The sequence below is a fragment of the Nonomuraea sp. NPDC048882 genome, from assembly GCF_040649755.1.
Taxonomy (GTDB): domain Bacteria; phylum Actinomycetota; class Actinomycetes; order Streptosporangiales; family Streptosporangiaceae; genus Nonomuraea; species Nonomuraea maheshkhaliensis.
In genome coordinates, this window is record NZ_JBEZGB010000002.1 from 958,446 (window position 1) to 978,633 (window position 20,188).

The 20,188-nt window shown below is 67.0% G+C and carries 11 protein-coding genes, 1 tRNA gene and 1 pseudogene; 10 read left to right on the forward strand and 3 right to left on the reverse strand.

The genetic code is table 11. The annotated features are described in order from the left end of the window. Nucleotides 1–427: 427 nt before the first annotated feature. The 3 genes from AB0C27_RS09885 (at nt 428) to AB0C27_RS09895 (ending at nt 6,939) form a co-directional block, all read left to right on the forward strand. Nucleotides 428–4,825: a LamG-like jellyroll fold domain-containing protein gene (locus AB0C27_RS09885; RefSeq protein ID WP_357840485.1), complete on the forward strand. Its 4,398-nt coding sequence runs from the start codon at nt 428–430 to the stop codon at nt 4,823–4,825. Between the two features lie 153 nt (nt 4,826–4,978). Further along, nucleotides 4,979–5,965: a hypothetical protein gene (locus tag AB0C27_RS09890; RefSeq protein WP_357840488.1), complete on the forward strand. Its 987-nt coding sequence runs from the start codon at nt 4,979–4,981 to the stop codon at nt 5,963–5,965. A 143-nt stretch (nt 5,966–6,108) separates the two neighbouring features. Then, a complete protein-coding gene (locus AB0C27_RS09895) occupies nt 6,109–6,939 on the forward strand; it encodes a hypothetical protein (protein WP_357840491.1) in 831 nt (276 codons plus the stop codon). 429 nt (nt 6,940–7,368) lie between these two features. On the opposite strand, the gene AB0C27_RS09900 is transcribed toward AB0C27_RS09895, so the two are convergent. Further along, the gene (locus tag AB0C27_RS09900) at nt 7,369–8,142 is read right to left on the reverse strand and encodes a transposase family protein (RefSeq protein ID WP_357840494.1); all 774 of its coding nucleotides are present in this window, start codon (nt 8,140–8,142) and stop codon (nt 7,369–7,371) included. A gap of 479 nt (nt 8,143–8,621) precedes the next feature. Here AB0C27_RS09900 and AB0C27_RS09905 point away from each other — a divergent pair. After that, nucleotides 8,622–8,738, forward strand: a pseudogene (locus AB0C27_RS09905) (recombinase zinc beta ribbon domain-containing protein); the annotation flags it as partial. Between the two features lie 544 nt (nt 8,739–9,282). Here the strand turns inward: AB0C27_RS09905 and AB0C27_RS09910 are convergent. Further along, nucleotides 9,283–9,368, reverse strand: a tRNA-Leu gene (locus tag AB0C27_RS09910). 330 nt (nt 9,369–9,698) lie between these two features. On the opposite strand from AB0C27_RS09910, the gene AB0C27_RS09915 reads away from it, so the two are divergent. Together AB0C27_RS09915 and AB0C27_RS09920 are read left to right on the forward strand one after the other, a co-directional pair. Further along, complete coding sequence (locus AB0C27_RS09915) at nt 9,699–10,343, forward strand: hypothetical protein (RefSeq protein WP_357840497.1); 645 nt, start codon at nt 9,699–9,701, stop codon at nt 10,341–10,343. Nucleotides 10,344–10,825: 482 nt separating this feature from the next. Beyond that, complete coding sequence (locus tag AB0C27_RS09920; protein WP_357840500.1) at nt 10,826–12,865, forward strand: chaplin family protein; 2,040 nt, start codon at nt 10,826–10,828, stop codon at nt 12,863–12,865. A 117-nt stretch (nt 12,866–12,982) separates the two neighbouring features. Here the strand turns inward: AB0C27_RS09920 and AB0C27_RS09925 are convergent, their stop codons facing one another. Further along, nucleotides 12,983–13,168 carry a DUF5703 family protein gene (locus AB0C27_RS09925; protein WP_106243331.1) on the reverse strand — a complete coding sequence of 62 codons (186 nt, stop codon included), beginning with the start codon at nt 13,166–13,168 and terminating at the stop codon, nt 12,983–12,985. A gap of 190 nt (nt 13,169–13,358) precedes the next feature. Here AB0C27_RS09925 and topA point away from each other — a divergent pair, with 190 nt between their 5' ends. The 4 genes from topA to tmk all read left to right on the forward strand — a co-directional run bounded on the left by topA (nt 13,359) and on the right by tmk (nt 20,188). Beyond that, nucleotides 13,359–16,058 (forward strand): type I DNA topoisomerase, encoded by a 2,700-nt coding sequence (topA, locus tag AB0C27_RS09930; protein WP_357840503.1) that lies wholly within the window; start codon nt 13,359–13,361, stop codon nt 16,056–16,058. A gap of 67 nt (nt 16,059–16,125) precedes the next feature. Further along, nucleotides 16,126–17,373, forward strand: coding sequence for a metallophosphoesterase (locus AB0C27_RS09935; protein WP_357840506.1), 1,248 nt, complete (start codon nt 16,126–16,128; stop codon nt 17,371–17,373). Between the two features lie 75 nt (nt 17,374–17,448). Then, nucleotides 17,449–18,006, forward strand: coding sequence for a helix-turn-helix transcriptional regulator (locus AB0C27_RS09940; RefSeq protein WP_357840509.1), 558 nt, complete (start codon nt 17,449–17,451; stop codon nt 18,004–18,006). 139 nt (nt 18,007–18,145) lie between these two features. Next, nucleotides 18,146–20,188, forward strand: a complete 2,043-nt coding sequence (gene tmk, locus AB0C27_RS09945) for a dTMP kinase (protein ID WP_357840511.1) — start codon at nt 18,146–18,148, stop codon at nt 20,186–20,188.

Genomic DNA, 20,188 nt, shown 5'->3' on the forward strand with positions numbered 1-20,188 from the left:
CGACTGCCGGGCGTATATCTCCAGCAAAGGGTGAGCGCCGGGTCATACGCTCCAAGCGCCAGGTCGCTGCCAAGTGATCACCGGTGGCGAGGTGGCAGCTGTTTCCGCCTAAGACGAGCGTACGCCTCTTCGCTGCCTTTCCATGAGGCTGTTGGCGACGTCATTGCTGGTATTCGGCAAGGCCGATTACCAATTTGAGCACCCTTTTTGACCATATAGATCGTTCCTGTGCGCATGGGTGTTACGTCTTTCGAGGGGTCACGTATCGTGATTTTTCGCATATTGCCGGGTGATCTTGGAAAAAGGTAAAGCTTGTTTGCTGTTTCCTACTCACACCAGATTGAAGGTGTCAGTGAACGAGTTAGTCAGCACACCGAAACGCGGCTGACCGGCCGCCCGGCACGTAGCGACGGCGACGGTGCTCACGGTGGCAGCATCGCTGCTGGTCGCAGGCGTAACCGGCGCCGCACAGGCCGGTCCGGAACCAGCCGAGAGTCCCTCGGGGCCGTCCGTGACCACCTTCCCCCGCCCTGAGGATCCGGATGCGCCGTTACGTGCGGCGGTCGCGGAGGCCATCAGGCAGAACAAGCCGGTGGCGGTCGAGGCCGCCTACACCGAGACCTCGCGTACGTGGGCGTATCCGGACGGGCATCTGTCCACCCAGTCCTACACCGGACCGGCGCAGATGCGGCAGGCCGACGGCTCGTGGGCGTGGATCGACACCACGCTGGTCGAGGAGAACGGCGTCCTGAAGCCGCGCCTGGCCAAATCCCACCTGCGATTATCAGCCGGCGGCGCCGGCCCCTTCGCCACCATGCGGATCGGCCGTTCCGACAGCTTCGGCCTGTCTTGGCCCACCGCTCTTCCCAAGCCGCAGATCAAGGGCAATGTGGCCACCTATGTGGGTGCCGCCGGCCCGTCCGCGGACCTGGTGGTGACCGCGCTGCCCACCGGCTTCCGGCACGACGTGGTCCTGCGCGAGCGGCCCGCCGGGCCGGTGGAGTTCCGGCTGCCGGTGCACGCCCCGAGCCTCAAGCTCAAAGAGACCAAGTCCGGCATGCTCACGCTGACCGGCGCCAAGGGCAAGAAGGTCGCCTCCGCGCCCGCCCCGCGCATGTGGGACGCCGCCGCCGACCAGGCCACCACGACCACCGACGCTAGGAAGCACGGCCGGCAGGCCACGGTCGAAGCCGAAGTGCAGACCGGCAGCGACGGCACCACGCTGGTGCTCAAGCCTGACCCGAAATGGCTGGCAGAACCGGCCACCCAGTACCCGGTGACCGTGGACCCGACCACCACCCTTGGGATCACCCAGGAAATCGGCGTCACGTCTCCCAACGGGCAGACCGCAACACCGGGCAGAGTCCAACGGTACTCCTCCACAGACGACGAAACCCTCGTCCGGACCCTGCTGCAGTTCGATACCGCGCCGATCTCCGGACGCCAGGTCGTCAAGGGCACCATGCAGCTGACGCTGAAGGAAGAGGCCCTGTGCGATGAGTTCCAGGGCGTCGCCGCCCGGCGGATCACCTCCCCCTGGGTGGCCGACGACACCTGGTGGGACACCCAGCCCGACACCACCGACGAAGGACGCGCCCTGGTCAACCCCTGCGCGCTGCCCCTCTCGGCGGGATCGGTGTGGAGCTGGGACCTGACCGCGATGACCCGGCTGTGGGCCACCGGCACGGCCAACCACGGCGTCACGCTCAGCCTCAGCCAAGAGCTGCCCATGGAACTCTTCACGGCCGAGGGCTACAGCTTCTGGCCGCAGTTCTTCGGCCAGAACGTGCCCAAGCTCAGCGTGGACTGGGTCCTGCCCCCCGAGATCCCGACCGTGACCGCCGAGTCGATCGACTCCATCAGCGGCAACGACGCCATCGCGCGCAGCACCAACGTCAAGGTCACCTACAAGTCCGCCGTGCCCGAAGCCCGGCCCCTGGACTACACCGTGACCGTCAACGACTCCACCACGGCACCACCCGCACCGCAACTGCCCACCGGTGAAGCAGCCCACTGGAAGCTCGACGAGACCTCCGGCGCCACCCTCACCGACTCCTCCGGCAACAACCGCGCCGCCACCCTGTCCGGCACCTACACCTGCGAGCCCGGCCAACTCGGCCAAGCGGTCAAGCTCTCCGGAGGGACGGCGTACGCCGCGACCAGCGGCCCGGTGCTCAACACCAACCAGAGCTGGACGGTGGCCGGCTGGGTCCGCCTGGACACCAGCAACCGCGACCAGGCCGTCTGGTCCCAGATGGGCACCCACAACCCCGGCTTCTCCCTGTACTACGCCACCAGCAGCGCGCCCGAGTACGACCAGCGCTGGCTGCTGTCACTGGCCACCCAGGACAACCCGGACCGCTACCAGGACGTGCTGACCCAGTCCAAGAACCTCGCCAAGGTCGCACAATGGACCCACCTGGCGACCCAGTACGACGCCTCCGCGCACAAGATGCGCCTCTACGTCGACGGTGAACTGTCCGCCGAACGCGACGTCAACGTCAGCTGGAACGCCCGCGGCCCCTTCCAGCTCGGCGAGGGCTTCACCGACAGCCTCGACCCCGACACCGACGGCCTCGACGGCGCCTTCGACGACATCCACGTCTACCAGCGGGTGCTGAGCGCCTCTGACATCCGCACCATGGTCGGCGTCCCGACCACCACCACCCACAACAACATCCCCTCCGGCCAGGCCCTGGACAAGGTCTTCACCCTGGACAACCCGGCCAGCTTCAAATTCGTCGTCAAAGCCTGCCGCACCGGCGTCACCCCACCGGTCTGCAACGAAAGCCCGGCCTACCGCATCACCAGCGACGCCCCCGTCCTGCCCTCCGACACCCAGACCAACATGGAAAATCCAAACCAGCCGATCCTGTCCGGCATGATCAACCGCCCCTCCGGCGGGCAGGTAACCGCCAAGTACTACCTCTACGACAACCAGGGCCTCCCAGTCGGCTCCGCACCGCTCGGCAGCCGCACCGTCAACGGCGGGCAGCGCGCCTCCTTCCAAATCCCGGCCAACACCGTGCAGGCCGGCACCACCTACAAATGGCAGATGACCGCCTGCGTCACCGGCCCGCAAGACGGCGGCACGAACCCGGACCCCGACCCCACGCCAACCCCCACACCGACACCCACTCCTACGCCCACTCCTACGCCCACGCCAACCCCGACGCCGCTGCCCACCGGGCTCGTCGCGGCCTACAGGATGAACGAAGGCACCGGCACCGCCGTCACCGACGCCACCAGCAAGAACAACGGCACCGCCAGCGGCACCACCTGGGTCAACGGCAAATACGGCAAGGCCCTGTCCTTCAACGGCACCTCCAACTGGGTCACCGTCAACAACTCCGCCTCCCTGCGGCAGACCAGCGCGCTCACCCTGTCCGCCTGGGTCAACCCCAGCAGCCTCACCGGCTACCGCACCGTCATCGCCAAGGACTACAACCTCTTCTATGACATGTCCTACAACCTGTACGCGGCCGCCGAAGGACCACCCCAGAGCAACTTCCTCATCAACGACGAATCCATCGCAACCGTCGACGCGACCGGCAACCTGTCGGCGAACACCTGGACTCACCTCGCTGTCACCTACAACGGCAGCACCGCCCGCCTGTACCGCAACGGTGTCCTCTTCGGCGAGGAACCCGTAGGCAGCCCGATCAGCACCGACACCGGAAAACTCCACATCGGCGGCAACACCGCCTACGGCGACTACTTCAAAGGCATCATCGACGACGTCCGCATCTACAACCGACCCCAAACCGCCGCCGAAATCATTGCCGACATGAACACTGCCCTCGGCGGCACCGCGACTTCGACCCGCGCAAGCGGATCAGCCACCTCGGCAGCCGTTTCGGATGACGCAGGCTTGGAGGTGTGCACCCCCAAGACCGCACCGAGCTCTTTCACCACCCCCGGAACACCCCCGCCTGATCTGGATGAGGACGTCCGAAACCTAACCCTTGGCACGGAAGGTTTCGTCATCAAGACGGCCAAGACCGACCCAACCGCCTGCAGCGGAGCACCTTGCACAGCGACCGACTCGACCAGCATGCGGATCGGTGGCACCGGAACCGACAAGACCGCTGCTGTCATCGCCTTCAAGTTCGAGGAACTGCCCAACGGTGCGGGTGTGACCACCGCAGAACTGAACCTCGGCACACCGACATGCCCGTCTGGGGCCTGCCCTGCAGACGCGGTTGTCACCGCGACCCCCTTGAAGAGTGCGGTCACCAGCCAGACCAAAGGCTCAGATCTAGCGGCGGATGCGGATCCCACAGCGAAGCCACATACGTTGCCACTGAGCAGTCCCCAAGCGGACGTCGCCGGAACTGAGTACCAGTGGCTACTGCTCACCTCCAACACGGACGAGGTGATCACCTTTGCAGCCTCGGAGAGTTCTTCGCAACCGTCGCTTGAACTCACCTATCTACTGACCGGACCACCCAGCAAGGTTCTCAACCTCAGCGCGCAGGCGGGAGACGCCAGCGCTGTCGCCAGCTGGGGGCTGCCAGAATCTAATGGCAGCGTGGCAATGCTGGATGGCTACGATGTCGAAGTCGCCGATAGCGCTGGCGGCGTGGTGAAGACACTCGACGTCAAGGTCCCGTTCGTGGCAATCACGGGGCTGTCGAACGGGGAAACCCACACGGTTAAGGTGCGTGCCAAGACCGCGTACGGCCAGAGTGCTTGGGAGGCCGTCACCGTCACTCCGAAGGCTGTGCCTCCACCGGCAAATGACGGCAACCAGGCGTGCATTCCATTCTTGGACGGCGAACCACCACAAGGAAAGGCCGCTGGTGAATCTGGAGCGCAGGAGTAAATCAACCGCGTCAAGGCGTATTACGAGGCGCAGGACGCTGTGCTGGAGGGTCGAGCCGAGACCATTTGGGATGCGCCGGGTGTGACCTATGATGCTCCGAGCACAGCCAAGCTGTCGCTCTTCAACGCTGCGCTGGTGCAGTATGACGCGAGCATGAAGCAGACCGGGGAAACGCGCAGCGACTCCCGCGTCACGCTCGACAATGTCGTGGTCCACCCTGGGCCGAACGGATCGGTTCACGTTGTCGCCTCCGTCGAGCGAACCTGGACGCAAACCTCGCCAGATGACCCCGAGAGCCGGTCGGGTCCCAGCACACGAGGCGTTGTTCAACCGATCGAGTCGACCATCTCGATACACGTGTTCGACCGATGCGGCAACGTGACCGAGATTCAGGCTCCGTTACCGAGATACCAGGACGGCACAGACGGCTACGACCCGTGTTCCGGATTTGTCGATCCCGACGGGACCCAGCACGAGGTGTGCCAAGACTTAGGAGGCGCCGCAGGGAGCGGGGGGCCTACCGGCACGAAAGCTTGGAATGCCCTCAAGAAATGCGCCAACGGGGGATGCAGATCCGAGCTCTTCGGGTGGGACTACTCCACCAAGGGGATAGTATTCGAGGCCGGGGCTGTCCTGATCTGGGCCTACAATGGGTTCGCTTCGTCACCGCTCAAGGCGAGCGAGTGGAGCGCGTACACGAATGTCAAGCCGACGGGATCGTTCGGCAAGAGCAAAGTGGACAAGTTCGTGCTCAACAATCTCCGCCTAGAGATCAAAACCTCTGTGACAATCTCTAGCCTCGTTCTTGCGCCCGGCATTTCTTGGCCGCCGAGTGCCAGCGTATCCGAGAGCGGCCAAACTGGGTCTCTCAGCGCGAACGCGGAAGCGGGTGTACGAGGCATACGTATCGCGCCCGTAAAGTTCTCCACGACCTGCGATGATCTTTTCTGCGGCAAGGCCAATCGACTTAAGCATCAAGCGACAGGGACGCTTAGCCTGTACGAGCAGTGTAAATCAAACCCATCCAAGCCAAAAGACTGCAAGATCGTATCGCATAACATCTCGATTCAAACCAAGTACTGGTGGGCCGAAACTGTATGGCCCCTCAACTACGACGAAACCGATGGGGGTGATACGTGATCGCAGTTTGAGTAGAATCGGATAATCAACCAAAAATGCCTGCGCTCGCGGGTGATAATCCGTGACAAAGGTCGGGCGAGACGGCCGGATGACTCTATTCCAGCCGTCTCGCCCGATCATGTTCAACCCCGAGAGGATACACTATGATTCGTAGACGCCCCGCCCGATTCGCTATTACGGCGATAGTCCTAGCAATTCTTATCGCCGAGATAGTCCACTTCATCGCCGACGAACCTCAGCGATTTCGCGAGGTTTACAGGGGTGCCGTTCAAACGGCATATCCTGAATATTTTATCGAACAAAGTTCGCATGCCAGAATTGATCCAATCTCAACCGAATTTTCAATGGCAGCGCTTCCCTACGGAAGCGGAAAAAACGATCAAACACCACACGATATCCTTGGTCAAGTGTCCGTAAACGTGATAAGGCGCGTCCACACGCCACCGCTTCCCGACACGAAGATGACGGCTCTGCTCAGATCTTTTAACGGTGGAAACGGAGCCGACGAGACCGCAAAGGCTCGCGCTAAGAATGCATTGGACGACCTATCGGAGAACGCTTTTGCGAACGCGATTATTGAGTTGACAACCCCTCTGAGCGAACAGCAATTAACTAACGGTTTCGCTGGATCTTTTGAAATCCAAAGCGACGCAGTCTTTCTTTTCCTCTCCGGTCGGGCAGGAGGAATGAAGAAGCCCGTCTACTGGCGGGCGTGTGCGGTTTACGCGGTTGATTGCAAGAAACGTTCTAGCGTCGAATTGTATCGCCGCTGGGTGTCCCGCATCACTTGGCTAGACCGAATTGGGTTTATGCAACTGGGTCTGAATGTCGACCAGTTGCAGCGGTCGGCGCAGGAGGGGCGTATCTACGGCCTGCTCACATACGGCTTCTCCAAGCCGACGTTAGTAGAAATATTGAACCACCCAGAAGTCCGCGCCATACGAATTTCCAGAGCCTGGGAATTCGACGACTGACTTCGAGGCACATGAAGGGCCTCTGGCCGGGAACACTTGCGCCAGCATCACTCTACACGCCTTGAGGGATGCCGGAACTCGAACGTTTTCCGAAATGCAGCCACGGATCGCGATGACGGTTCCAGTGCGTTCCCCGTCCCAGCCCGCAGAGACCCACTGGCTCTTGGGCACGGCTATCACGTAACTGAGATGGCGTTCCTCCAGGAAACGACGGAACTTGAAGTCCAGTGGCCGGCCGGAACGCTGGAGCGAGTGGATCAGCCGAACCTGTACCCCGACAGGAGACCACACTATGACACTTGTTGGCCTTTGAACCTGCCAGTACGACGGCTGCTTGAAGCACTTGAACAGCGACTCGAGTAACAAGGTCGGTCCCCGCAGTCATCCTACGTTGAGCATATTCCGTCTATCAGTGACCCTTTTTCATCCTCAGGCGGCTTGGGCAACGCGGTGGTTCTGAAGGACGGCGATGGCCTTGCAGAGGTGGCCGGCCTTGGAAGGGCTGCAGCGTAGCTTGCGGAGGATCTTCCAGCTCTTCAGCTGGGCGTTGGCGCGTTCGCCGGGGCCGCGGAGCTTGGCGTGGGCGCGGTTGGCCTGCTTCTGGGATGCTGGTTTGTTCTTGCCCTTGTACGGGGTGCGGACCGGGCCTTCGGCTCCCTGATACGCCTTGTCGGCCAGGGTGATGATGCCGGCCTGCTCCAAGGCGCGCAGGATGCCCCAGATGCGGGCGGCGCTCAGGTCGTGCGCTTTGCCGGGCAGCGCTCCGGAGGTCCACAGGATCGTCCCGCCCGGTGAGGCGATGACCTGAACGTTCATCCCATGCACGCGGTGCTTGCCGGAGAAGTACGGCCGGTCGGCCCTGACCCGGTCGATGTGGATCAGCGTGCCGTCCAGCACCAGGTAGTGCAGCCCGTCCCGCTTTGCCTTGCGCAGCGCCTGGCCGAGCTTGGGTGAGCGCGCCGACAGCAGTGCCACCGTCTCCTCCACGTACCGCCATGCGGTCGCCGTCGACACCCCGAAACCGGCTCCGAGTTCGGTGAACGTCTCGCCCTTGCGCAGGTAGACCAGCACGAGCAGCGCCTGCTGCCCTGGGTTGAGCAGCCGCCAGGCCGATCCGATCGCCTTACGGTGCCGGCGGATCACCCCGGCGACGTAGTTCAGCGTTGAACGCGACAAATCGACGGCGGCACGATAGAAAAGCATCCGGAGCCCCTGGTTGTGATGGATCTGGTTGTGGTGATCAATCCATCTACCAGGGGTTTCTTACGTCGTCAGGCGAACATCAGACTCGCGATCATGCTGTGACCAGCAGCCCGCCGCCAGGGGATGAAAAAGCTTCAATCACGAGCACCGCCATTCCGGGATCGCGATGCACACACCCGCCTCGGTGCACGACGGCACCGCCGTACACATCCAGGACCGCCGAATCGCCACCCTCCACGCGGCCTTCCAAGCGCATCCGGAACGGTTCCGCGGCCGGCGACCCTACCCACCGGCACTGCCGACCAAGGTGTGGATCAACCAGCCGCCCGCGGCCTCCGAGACCGACACCTCACCACAAAGCGCGCAAGTAGCCTGACGTCTCACCGGGTTTGACAGGTTCCCCGATCGTGAGTCGGGAGGACTTCGACGCAGCTCAACGCACGCTGCATAGACGAGGTGGCCGGCAGACGGACAAGACCGTGAGGCGGACACGGAAGTCCTACCAGCTGCGGGGGCTGCTCTTCTGCGGGCTCTGCGATCGTCGGATGCAGGGCCACTGGGTCAATGACATGGCGTACTACCGGTGTCGGTTCGCTGAGGAGTATGCGTTGGCGAACCGGGTCGAGCACCCTCGCAACGTCTACGTGCGTGAGTGTGACATCGTGCCCAAGCTTGACCGGTGGTTGGGTCGTCTCTTCATGCCAGCCAATATCAATCACACGCTGGACGTGCTCATCGCCGCTCAAGAGAGGGAACTACCCGAACTGCGCCAGCGCGAGGTGCTGAGGCGGCAGATCGCTGACTGCGACCGGAAGCTCTCGCAACACCGGGCGGTCCTGGAAGCTGGTGCGGATCCCGCACTCGTGGCCGGATGGATCCGAGAGGAACAAGAGCGGAAGGCCGAGCTGGAAACGACGCTGCGACGCCTCCCGGCCGGTCGCGGCAGGCGGTTCAACCGTGACGAGCTGGCGGCGACCCTGCGCCGTCTCGGTGACGTCGTGAGCGTGCTGGGGGCCGCGGATCCTGCCCGTAAGACGAAGCTCTATGCGGGGATGGGCCTGCGGCTGGTCTATGAGCCTGCAAAGCGAAAGGTCCTGGTCGCTGCTTCGAGCAACCAGGACCTTATGGGGTATCAGTCTGTGTCCGAGGGGGGACTTGAACCCCCATGCCCATCACTGGGCACTAGCACCTCAAGCTAGCGCGTCTGCCTATTCCGCCACCCGGACTTGGTGCCTGCACGCGGGACCGTCATCTCGCGTCGGCTCCGTAAGGTTAGCAAACTCTGAGCAGTGCGTCATACCAAGTATCGCGACCTTGCCGGCGACGGGTCTTCGACCGCTCAAGCAGAGGCTCCGATGGGGTGGGCATGGGGGCGCACGGGGGTGGGTGGGGTGGTTGGGGAGGGTTTGGGGGGAGGGTGGTTGGCCAAATTCTGGGTCTCGGGTGAAAAGCTCTTGCGGCAACCTTGAGTGCTGCTACGGTTACGGAACGTTGAGGGGTGAGTCCACGGACCGGCCTCACGGTGTGAGGCCGGTTCTGGATACTCGGGAGGAATTGTGGCGCGTGAGGCGGTGTGGCGGCAGAGGGCTCAGGCCCTGGCTGTCCGCCGCCCTCGTGTGATCACCCCGGCGCAGGACGTGACCACCGATCGGGCTGACCGGATGGCGCGGTTCGCGGCCGGCGCTCGTCGGGTCGTCGTGCGGGCAGCCGCTGTCGGCGCCCTGGTGGCCACCGGCTGGCTGCTCGCTGTCCTGTTCGGCACGTTCACCGCCGCCCCGGCGGCCGCGGATTCCACCGCGGCGACAGGGAGGGCGGCGGACGCGAGTGCGGAGACGGGAGCGGCAGCGGCCACCACAGCGGCGGCGAGAGCGGCTCTGTCCGGGGTCGCGCAGCAGTCCCTCCTCGATCCCGGCCACGCCTCGGCGTCGGAGAACGCCGAAGCCATGGCCGGACGTACGGTCGACGGCCTCAACAGCCAGCAGGATCCTGGCCTGCCTGTACCTTCTTCCGCCGGAGAGATCCTGGACACCAATGGTCTGGTGCCCAACGGCGGTGGCAGCGGTCCCTTCGGGGCCGCGACCGGGGATGTCGCGCGGTCAGGGTTCGACCCGCGGCTCCAGGCTGGGCGCGCCCCCCTGGCGCGCCTGCTTCCCCCCGTCGTCCGCACAGCGGCGGACGACCCTTCCTTCTCACCCGACTGAGTCACCCGACTGGGTCACCCGACTGGGTCACCCGACTGGGTCACCCGACTGGGTCACCAGCCTGAGTCACTCAGGCTGGGGCACTCAAGCTGAGTCACTCAGGCTGGGGCACCCGACTCAGTCGCCTGGCTGACTCACCCGCACTGATTCCCCGCCTGATCCCAGGCCGGTCCCAGTCTGTTCTCCCGCCCGGTCCTCGGCTGGTCCTCGTGCGATTCAGCTGATCCCCCCGTCGAGGGCCGCGGTCGAGTTCGAGAGGGCCCGGCCGGTACGTGGCCGACCGTAATAGAGGTCGAGCCGGCAGGCCGGAATCAGGGCAGAGCGGCGGAGCGTGGCATGAATCCCCTCCGCCCGCAGGTGAAGGACATCACGTTCGACTGGTTCGCGAATCCGAGGTCTCCGCTGTGCGCGATACCTCGCACGGCTTCGGGCTGCCCGCGAACCGTTCAGGTATCCCCCCAAAACCACTAGGAGCATCCATCATGCGTACGTGGGCGAAGGCAACGAGCCCTGCGGCTCTCCTGGCCGTGGCCGTCATGTCGTTCGGCGGCGGCACCGCCCTGGCCGACACCTCCGGCGACGGGTCCGTCGCGGGCGGCAACCAGGTCGACCTGCCGGTCTCCATCCCGATCGACATCAGCGGCAACGCCATCGCCGCGGTCGGCAAGTCGGAGGCCACCTCCCAGGGTGGCGCCGAGGTCGTCAACTCAGGCCGGCCCGGCATCCCCAACGAGACGTCGGGCAACGGGTCCGTCGGCGGCGGTAACCAGGTCAACGCGCCGATCAGCGTCCCGATCAACGCCTGCGGCAACGCGGTCTCGCTGATCGGCAAGTCCGACGCGGGCTGCAAGGGCGGGGCCACCGTTCGCAACCAGGGCAAGGGCGGGGCCGGCGGCAACCGTACCTCCGGCGACGGCAGCGTGCTCGGCGGCAACCAGATCACCGCGCCGATCAGCGCGCCGATCAACGCCTGCGGCAACGCGGTGGCGATCTTCGGCGACGCGACGGCGGGCTGCAAGGGCGGATCGGCGGTCCACAACACCGGCGTGGGGGCGGGCGGCAACCGTACCTCGGGCAAGGGGTCGGTGCTGGGCGGCAACCAGGTCGTCGCGCCGATCAGCGCGCCGATCAACATCTGCGGCAACTCGGTCGCGGCGGTCGGCCGGGCGTTCTCCGGCTGCGCCGGCGGGTCGTCCGTCACCAACAACGGCGGGCCCGGCCACCACTACCGCGCCCCCCACCACGCTCACGGCTCCACCGGCAACGACACCGACGGGCGCTTCGGGGTCGGCAGCGGCAACCAGGTCATCGCCCCGATCAGCCTGCCGGTCGAGGCCTGTGGCAACGCCGTGGGCAACGCGGTCGCCGGGTGCAAGGGCGGCGCCGAGGTGCACAACACCCGCGGCGGCTCAGGGGCGGGCGGCAACCGTACCTTGGGCACCGGGGGCGTGCTGAGCGGCAACCAGGCGGTCGCGCCGATCAGCGCGCCGATCGACGTCTGCGGCAACGCCGTGGCCGTGCTCGGCCACGCGTTCGCCGGCTGCAAGGGCGGAGCCGTGGTGAAGAACGGCGGCAAGGGCGCCGGCGGCAACCGTACGTCCGGCGCGGGCGGCGTGCTGTCGGGCAACCAGGTGATCGCGCCGATCACCGCCCCGATCAACGTCTGCGGCAACGCGGCCGCCGTGCTCGGCGCGTCGCGGGCCCACTGCAAGGGTGGCGCGGGCGTCTGGCCGCACCACGGGGTCGGGGGCGGCGGCAACCGTACGTCCGGCGCCGGCGGGGTGCTGTCGGGCAACCAGGTCGTGGCCCCGATCAGCGCGCCGATCAACGTCTGCGGCAACGCCGCGGCCGTCCTGGGCGACGCCGCCGCCGGGTGCCTCGGCGGTTCGAACGTCGGCCGGCCCGGCTTCCAGCGTCCCGACGGGTTCGAGCGCTTCGCCCGGTTCAACAGCAAGGTGTCGGGCGCCAAGGGCGGCATGCTGCCGATCACGCCGTCCCTGCCGGTCCTCGGCGGGGTGCAGGAGGTCGGCGGCAAGGTCGGCGGCCTCACTCAGGGGCTCGGCGGCGCGAACGACCTGACCAAGCAGCTCCCCGACGTGACCAAGCAGTTGGAGAGCGTCGGCGGCGTCACCCACCAGCTCCCCGTCGTCGACGACGCCGCCAGGACGTTCGGCCTGCCCCAGCTCCCCGAGCTGCCCGGCATGCCCGCCGCCCCGGCCAAGCCGAAGCGCACCGCGGTCTCCGCGCCGGTCGACAGCAAGGGCCGCTCGGTCGCGCCCCGGTCGAGCTCCCCGCTCGCCCCGGCCACCGACCTGGTCGCCTCCACCCCGATCGGCGGGGCCGTCAACTCCACCACCCGCGCCCTGCCGGTGCCCCAGCTCGGCCTGATGAGCGCCGAGCAGCCCGCGGGCGTGACCGGGATGAACTCGGGCTCCCTGCTCGCGCTGCTGGCCGGCGCCATGCTCGCCGCCTCGGCGACGCTCTTCGGCGCCACCCGCCGGTTCCGGATCGGCCGTAAGTAAGGGATCAGGAAGTACGTAACACAGGACGGCTTCCGCTCACAGTCTGTGAGTAGGCGGCGGTAGACGCTTTGCCCGTTCCGGGGGCGCGGCCCGGGGCGGGCAAAGCCATGTTCGCGTTCAAAGCGTGCTGCGTACCTTCATGATCTTGCGCCGCAGGCGGACGCGTCGGCTGCCGTCGGGGTAGACCCGGACGCGCGCGAGCTCCCACTGACCGTACTCTGCGTGTTCGGTCAGCAGTTGACGTGCTGCTTCGCGAGTGAGATCGCGTGGAATGAAGATATCCATGTAGGAGTAGTCGAGCACAACGATTAGTCTCCAGGGTGAGTCAGGGCGCCAGGCCGCTCGATGGGCCTTATTCTGCGTGCTTGCGGGTGGACCCGGAAGCTAGTGGGTAGCCCGGGGGAAGGAAATTTCCGCGAGTCGGGTTACCTTTCAGATCTGTGCCGACTCCCGGCAGGGGGATTTGCAAGCGAACAGCGAGGTAGGAAGCAGCGTGCCAGCCAAGAACGGCAGCGCCGGCGGAACACGCCTGGTGATCGTCGAGTCGCCCGCCAAGGCGAAGACGATCGCGGGGTACCTCGGGCGCGGCTACATCGTCGAATCGAGCATCGGTCACATCCGCGACCTGCCGGAGAAGGCCGACGACATCCCCGAGAAGTACAAGGGGGCGCCGTGGGCGCGTCTCGGAGTGAACGTCGAGCACGAGTTCGAACCGCTGTACGTCGTCAACCCCGACAAGAGGTCGCAGGTCAACAAGCTGCGGCAGCTGCTCAAGGACGCCGACGAGCTCTATCTGGCCACTGACGAGGACCGCGAGGGCGAGGCCATCGCCTGGCACCTGCGCGAGGTGCTCAAGCCCAAGGTGCCCGTGCACCGCATGGTGTTCCACGAGATCACCCCGCAGGCGATCCGCGACGCCGTGGCCAACCCGCGCGACCTCAACCTCCGCCTGGTGGACGCCCAGGAGACCCGGCGCATCCTCGACCGCCTCTACGGTTACGAGGTCAGCCCCGTCCTGTGGAAGAAGGTCAAGCCCAAGCTGTCCGCCGGCCGGGTGCAGTCGGTGGCGACGCGGCTGGTGGTGGAGCGCGAACGGGAGCGCATAGCGTTCACGGTCGCCCACTACTGGGACCTTCAGGCGCTGTTCGACACGGGCAAGGCCGACGAGCGGCCGCGCGACTTCACCGGCACGCTGACCGGGGTCGACGGCAGGCGGGTGGCGCAGGGGCGCGACTTCGCCAGCACCGGCCAGCTCAAGGGCAACGCCGACGTGCTGCACCTGTCGGAGGCCGCCGCGGGCGAGCTGGCCGGCCGGTTGCAGGGGGCGTCGTTCGCCGTCAAGTCGGTCGAGCGCAAGCCGTACACGCGCAAGCCCTACGCGCCGTTCCGGACGACCACGCTGCAGCAGGAGGCCAGCAGGAAGCTGGGCTTCTCCGCGAAATACACGATGCAGGTGGCGCAGCGGCTCTACGAGAACGGCTTCATCACCTACATGCGTACCGACAGCATCACGCTGTCGGAGACGGCGGTCGCGGCGGCGCGGTCGCAGGCCGTCAAGCTGTACGGCGCCGCGTACGTTCCGGACAAACCGCGCGTCTACTCCAGCAAGGTGAAGAGCGCGCAGGAGGCACACGAGGCGATCCGGCCGTCGGGCGAGGAGTTCCGCACGCCGGGCGAGACCGGGCTGTCGGGCGACATGTTCCGCCTGTACGAGCTGATCTGGCAGCGCACCGTCTCCTCCCAGATGAAGGACGCGGTCGGCGAGTCGGTCACCGTGAAGGTGGGCGGCAGGTCGTCGGCCGGAGAGGACGTCGAGTTCAGCGCGTCCGGGCGGACGATCACGTTCTACGGCTTCCTGAAGGCGTACGTCGAAGGCGCCGACGACCCCTCGACCGACCGCGACGACTCGGAGAAGCGGCTGCCGAACCTGGTGGAGGGCGACGCGCTCAGCGTGACGCGCCTCGACGTGGCCGGCCACTCGACCAAGCCGCCGGCCCGCTACACCGAGGCCTCGCTGGTCAAGGAGCTGGAAGATCGGGAGATCGGGCGGCCGTCGACGTACGCCTCGATCATCGGCACCATCCTCGACCGCGGTTACGTGTTCAAGAAGGGCACGGCGCTGGTGCCGTCGTTCCTGGCGTTCGCCGTGGTCAACCTGCTGGAGCAGCATTTCGGCAACCTGGTCGACTACGACTTCACCGCCGACATGGAGAAGGTGCTCGACGACATCGCCAACGACCGGGCGGAGCGCGTTCCCGAGCTGCAGCGCTTCTACTACGGCAGCGGCGATGACGGCGACGAGGGCCTGAAGGAGATGGTCACCGACCTCGGCGACATCGACGCCAAGGAGATCAGCTCGTTCCCGGTCAAGGGCAGCGACATCGTCCTGCGGGTCGGACGTTACGGCCCCTACCTCGACCGCGACGGCGCGCGGGTCAACGTGCCCGAGGACATGACGCCCGACGAGCTGACCGCGGAGAAGGCCGAGGAGCTGTTCTCGCGGCCGACGGGTGATCGGCAACTGGGCGCCGACCCGGTGACGGGTCACATGATCGTGGCCAAGGACGGGCGTTACGGGCCTTATGTGACGGAGGTCCTGCCCGAGCCGGCCGCCGACGAAGAGGCGCCCAAGCGGCGGACGAAGAAGGCGGACGCGGTCAAACCGCGTACGAGCTCGCTGTTCAAGACGATGTCGCTGGACACGATCACGCTGGACGACGCGCTCAAGCTGCTGACGATCCCGAGGGTCGTCGGCGAGCTGGAGGGCGAGGAGGTCGTGGCGCACAACGGGAAGTTCGGCCCCTACCTGAAGAAGGGCACCGACTCCCGCTCGCTGGCCTCCGAGGACGAGCTGCTGACGGTCACCATCGACAAGGCGAAGGAGCTGTTCGCGCAGCCCAAGCAGCGGGGCAGGGGCCGGGCGGCAGCCGCGGCGCCGCTGCGCGAGCTGGGCGACGACCCCAACTCGAAGAAGCCGGTCGTGGTCAAGGAGGGGCGCTTCGGGCCCTACGTGACCGACGGCGAGACCAACGCGTCCCTGCGTAAGGGCGACACGGTCGAGGACATCACGATCGAGCGGGCGGCCGAGCTGCTGGCCGAACGGCGTGAGCGGGCGCCCGCACCCAAGAAGACGACCACGCGGAAGGCGCCGGCGAAGAAGGCTCCGGCCAAGAAGCCCGCGGCCAAGTCGTAGATCACATTCCGGCGGCCGCCTGGCCGGGGCCGCCGGAATGTCGGCCGCCGGAAGTAGCATCGTTCATGTGTTCGTCCTGTTCTTCTTGGCCTTGGTGCTGCTCGCGCACGCATACCTGTGGTTTCGGCTGGTGCGCCGCACGACCGGTCCCGGGAGGCTGCGTAAGGCGCTGACCTGGAGCGTCGTCGCGCTGTTCGCGATCCTCGTGACCACGCTCGTGGGCAGCAGGATGGGGCTGGAGGGCTGGGCGCTCTGGCCCGGGTTCATCTGGCTGGCGGTGATGTTCTACCTGGTCGTGATCCTCGTCGTGCTGGAGGTGCCGCGGGCGGTCGTGGCGGCCCTCGTACGGCGTGCGGGGCGGCGGGAGCCGCAGAGTGTGGCGGCGCCGCCTGTCGCGGTGTCGGCCGGGGCGGGTGCTGGGGGCGGTGCTGGGGCCGGGGTGCCCGCTGACGTCGCCGTGGACGTTCCCGTCGCGTCTTCGATGAGCAGGCGGCTCTTCCTCGACCGGGCCACCGCCGCGGTCGCCGGGGTGGGCGCGCTGGGCACGGTCGGGTACGGGATGGTCAGCGCCCTGGGCGATCCCGTGATCGAGCCGGTCAAGGTCACGCTGCCGAAGCTGGATTCGCGGCTCGCCGGCCTGCGGTTCGCCGTGGTGAGCGACATCCATCTCGGGCCGCTCACGGGCATCGGGCACACCGAGCGGATCGTCCGGATGATCAACGGGCTCGAGGCCGACGTGGTCGCGATCGTGGGTGACCTGGTGGACGGGTCGGTGGCGCAGCTCGGGGCGCTGGCTCGGCCGCTCAAGAGTCTCGAATCCCGATATGGCGCTTATTTCGTTACCGGTAACCACGAGTACTTCACGGCCGAGGGGCCGGGGGAGTGGATCGAGGAGCTGGCCGAGCTCGGCGTACGCTCCTTGCGAAACGAGCGGGTGGAGATCAGGCACCAGGGCGCCGTGCTCGACCTGGCCGGCGTCAACGACATCGGGGGCGCCCCGGCCGGTGAGTCGCCCGACTTCGCCAAGGCGCTCGGCGGGCGCGAGCCCGGCCGGTCCACGGTGCTGCTGGCGCACCAGCCGGTCCAGGTGAAGGAGGCCGCGCGGCACGGCGTCGACCTGCAGCTCTCCGGTCACACGCACGGCGGGCAGATCGCGCCGTTCAACCTGGTGGTGGGGCTGCAGCAGCCGGTCGTGTCTGGGCTGGCGACCGTGGACGGGGTGCAGGTGTACGTCACCAGGGGAGCGGGCTTCTGGGGCCCGCCTGTGCGCGTCGGGGCGCCGCCCGAGATCACGATTCTCGAACTGCGCGGCTGACCTTTTGTAATCCGGTGGTCACGCCATGCCATGATGGCGTACAGTATCCGAGCGGATACTTTCGGAGGTGTGGTCATGGTCTCCTCGCCGTTGGAGCGAGCGCTGCGGCAGGACGTGGCCTTCTGGGCCAGACGCGGCGGGCTGCTGTTCAAGCAGGCCAGGCATGCGGCCAGCCTCAACCAGAAGGCGCTGGCCAGCGTGAGCGGCACCTCGCGCACGACGCTGTCGGCGTACGAGCACGGCAGGAAGTCGCCGACGCTGGAGACCGCGGGGCGCATCCTCGACGCCGCCGGGTTCCGGCTGGTGCTGGAGGCCAAGGTCGAGTGCGTGCCCCGGGTGACCGGCGAGGGGCGGACCGTCCACGTGCCCACCCGGCTGGGCCGGCTGCCGGTGGCGGCGGCGCTGGGGTCCGTGCGGGTCGGCGGGCGCGACTACGATCTGTCCGACCGGGACGAGCGCCGGGCGGCCTACATGGCGTTGCTGTGCGAGGGCGAGCCCGGAGAGCTGCTCGCTCACGTCGACGGCGTGCTGCTGATCGACCTGTGGGACGAGCTCGCTCTGCCCGACGACGTCAGGGCCGAGTGGCGGCCATTGGTGGAAGAGGCGCGACATGAGGCCGGAGTTATGAATTGAGAAGGTTTTCGGGGGCCTATTCGAGTGGCGAAACCTGCGCCCGAGCCCGATCACGTAATACTCTCAGCCACGAGCAGCCGGGAATATCCGGCTCGTCTTGTTCCCTCCCTTCCGGTCGACACCTGGATACGCTGAAATCATGACTGCCCTTGGCCGTAGCCGCTCGACCCATGTGCTGGCCAATGCGCCGTTTCGACGGCTGTGGACGGCCATGTCGGTGTGCAGTCTGGGCGACTGGCTCAACCTGCTGGCGCTGACGGCCCTCGCGGCCAACCTCACCCAGGGCGACTACCGGGTGCAGTCGCTCGCCGTCGGCGGCGTGTTCGTCGCCAAGATGTTGCCGGCCGTGCTGCTCGGGCCGCTGGCCGGCGTCTTCGCCGACCGGTTCGACCGGCGGCTGACGATGTTCTCGGCCGACCTGGCCAGGTTCGCGATCGTGCTGTCGATCCCGTTCGTGGGCAGCTACCAGTGGGTCATCGCCGCGACTGTCCTGGTCGAGTGCGTCAACCTGTTCTGGGTCCCGGCCAAGGACGCGACGGTGCCCAACCTGGTGCCGAAGGCGCAGCTCGAGTCGGCCAACCAGCTCAACCTGCTGGTCACGTACGGCACCGCGCCGGTCGCGGCGATGCTGTTCGCCGCGCTGTCGGTGGCGGGCGACCTGATCGGCGGAGTGGTGCCGTTCGTCGAGGGGCGCGACGCCACCGGGCTCGCGCTGATCGTCAACGCGTGCGCCTATCTCGTGTCGGCCTTCCTCATCTTCACGCTTCGCGACATCCCCAGGCGTGACGGCACGATCTCGACGCCCTCGGTGCTCAAGCAGGTCGTCGAGGGCTGGCGCTTCGTCGGTGGCAACCGGATGGTGCGCGGCCTGGTCATCGGCATGCTGGGCGCTTTCGCCGCGGGCGGGGCGGTCGTCGGCGTGGCCAAGGTCTACGTGGCGACCCTCGGCGGCGGCGACGCGGCCTACGGCGTGGTGTTCGGCGCCGTCTTCGTCGGCATGGCACTGGGCATGTTCTTCGGGCTGCGGCTGCTGCGCGAGCTGTCCAGGCGGCGGCTGTTCGGGCTGTCCATCACCGTCGCCGGGCTGGTGCTGCTCGCCATCGCGCTGGTGCACAACCTGGTGATCGTGGTCATGCTGACCGTGGTGCTGGGGGCGTGCGCGGGCATCGCCTGGATCATCGGCTACACGCTGATCGGGCTGGAGGTCGAAGACGGGCTGCGCGGCCGTACGTTCTCGTTCCTGCAGTCGACGGCGCGGGTGACGCTGCTGCTGGTGGTGTCCCTGGCCAACCCGCTGGCCGCGCTCTTCGGCCTGCACGTGCTGGAGTTCGGCACGCTCAGCTACCGCTTCGACGGCACCAACCTGGTGCTGGTGGTCGGCGGGGCGCTCGCGATGGGCGTCGGCATCCTGGCCCTGCGGCACATGGACGACAGGAAGGGCGTCTCCCTGGCGGCCGACCTCATCGCGGCGGTGCGCGGCGAGCGCTTCCCTGCCGAGTCGGCCGAGCACGTGCCCGGGCTGTTCGTGGCGTTCGAGGGCGGCGAGGGCTCGGGCAAGACCACGCAGTCGCGGCTGGTCGCGATCTGGCTGCGCGACCAGGGCTACGACGTCGTGCAGACGCGTGAGCCCGGCTCGACCAAGGTCGGCATGCGGCTGCGCGCGATCCTGCTCGACGCGGCCGAGCGCGGGCTGTCCGCGCGGGCCGAGGCGCTGCTGTACGCCGCCGACCGGGCCGAGCACGTGGAGAAGGTGATCAGGCCGGCCCTCTACCGGGGCTCGCTGGTGGTCACCGACCGCTACGTGGACTCGTCGCTGGCCTACCAGGGCGCGGGCCGTTCGCTCGACCCGGCCGACGTCTCCAAGATCAACGCCTGGGCGACCGGCGGGCTGGTGCCGCACCTGACCGTGCTCATCGACACGCCGCCCGAGGTCGGGCTGGCCCGGCTGGGCGGGGCGGCCGACCGGATCGAGTCCGAGCCGCTGGAGTTCCACGAGCGGGTGCGCAAGGAGTTCAGGGCGCTCGCGGCGGCGGCGCCCGAGCGCTACCTCGTGATCGACGGCACGATGCCGCAGGAGGCGATCACCCGCCGGATCCAGGACCGGATCAGGGAGATCCTGCCCGACCCGGTGCCGAGGGAGTCGGAAGACATCACGGGGACGATGCCCGCCATCCGCGACTAG

Coding starts and splice junctions, on each gene's coding strand:
- AB0C27_RS09890 (WP_357840488.1), top strand. CDS start 4,979: ATGAAGCAGACCGGGGAAACGCGCAGCGACTCCCGCGTCACGCTCGAC.
- AB0C27_RS09895 (WP_357840491.1), top strand. CDS start 6,109: ATGATTCGTAGACGCCCCGCCCGATTCGCTATTACGGCGATAGTCCTA.
- AB0C27_RS09900 (WP_357840494.1), bottom strand. CDS start 8,142: ATGCTTTTCTATCGTGCCGCCGTCGATTTGTCGCGTTCAACGCTGAAC.
- AB0C27_RS09920 (WP_357840500.1), top strand. CDS start 10,826: ATGCGTACGTGGGCGAAGGCAACGAGCCCTGCGGCTCTCCTGGCCGTG.
- AB0C27_RS09940 (WP_357840509.1), top strand. CDS start 17,449: ATGGTCTCCTCGCCGTTGGAGCGAGCGCTGCGGCAGGACGTGGCCTTC.
- tmk (WP_357840511.1), top strand. CDS start 18,146: ATGACTGCCCTTGGCCGTAGCCGCTCGACCCATGTGCTGGCCAATGCG.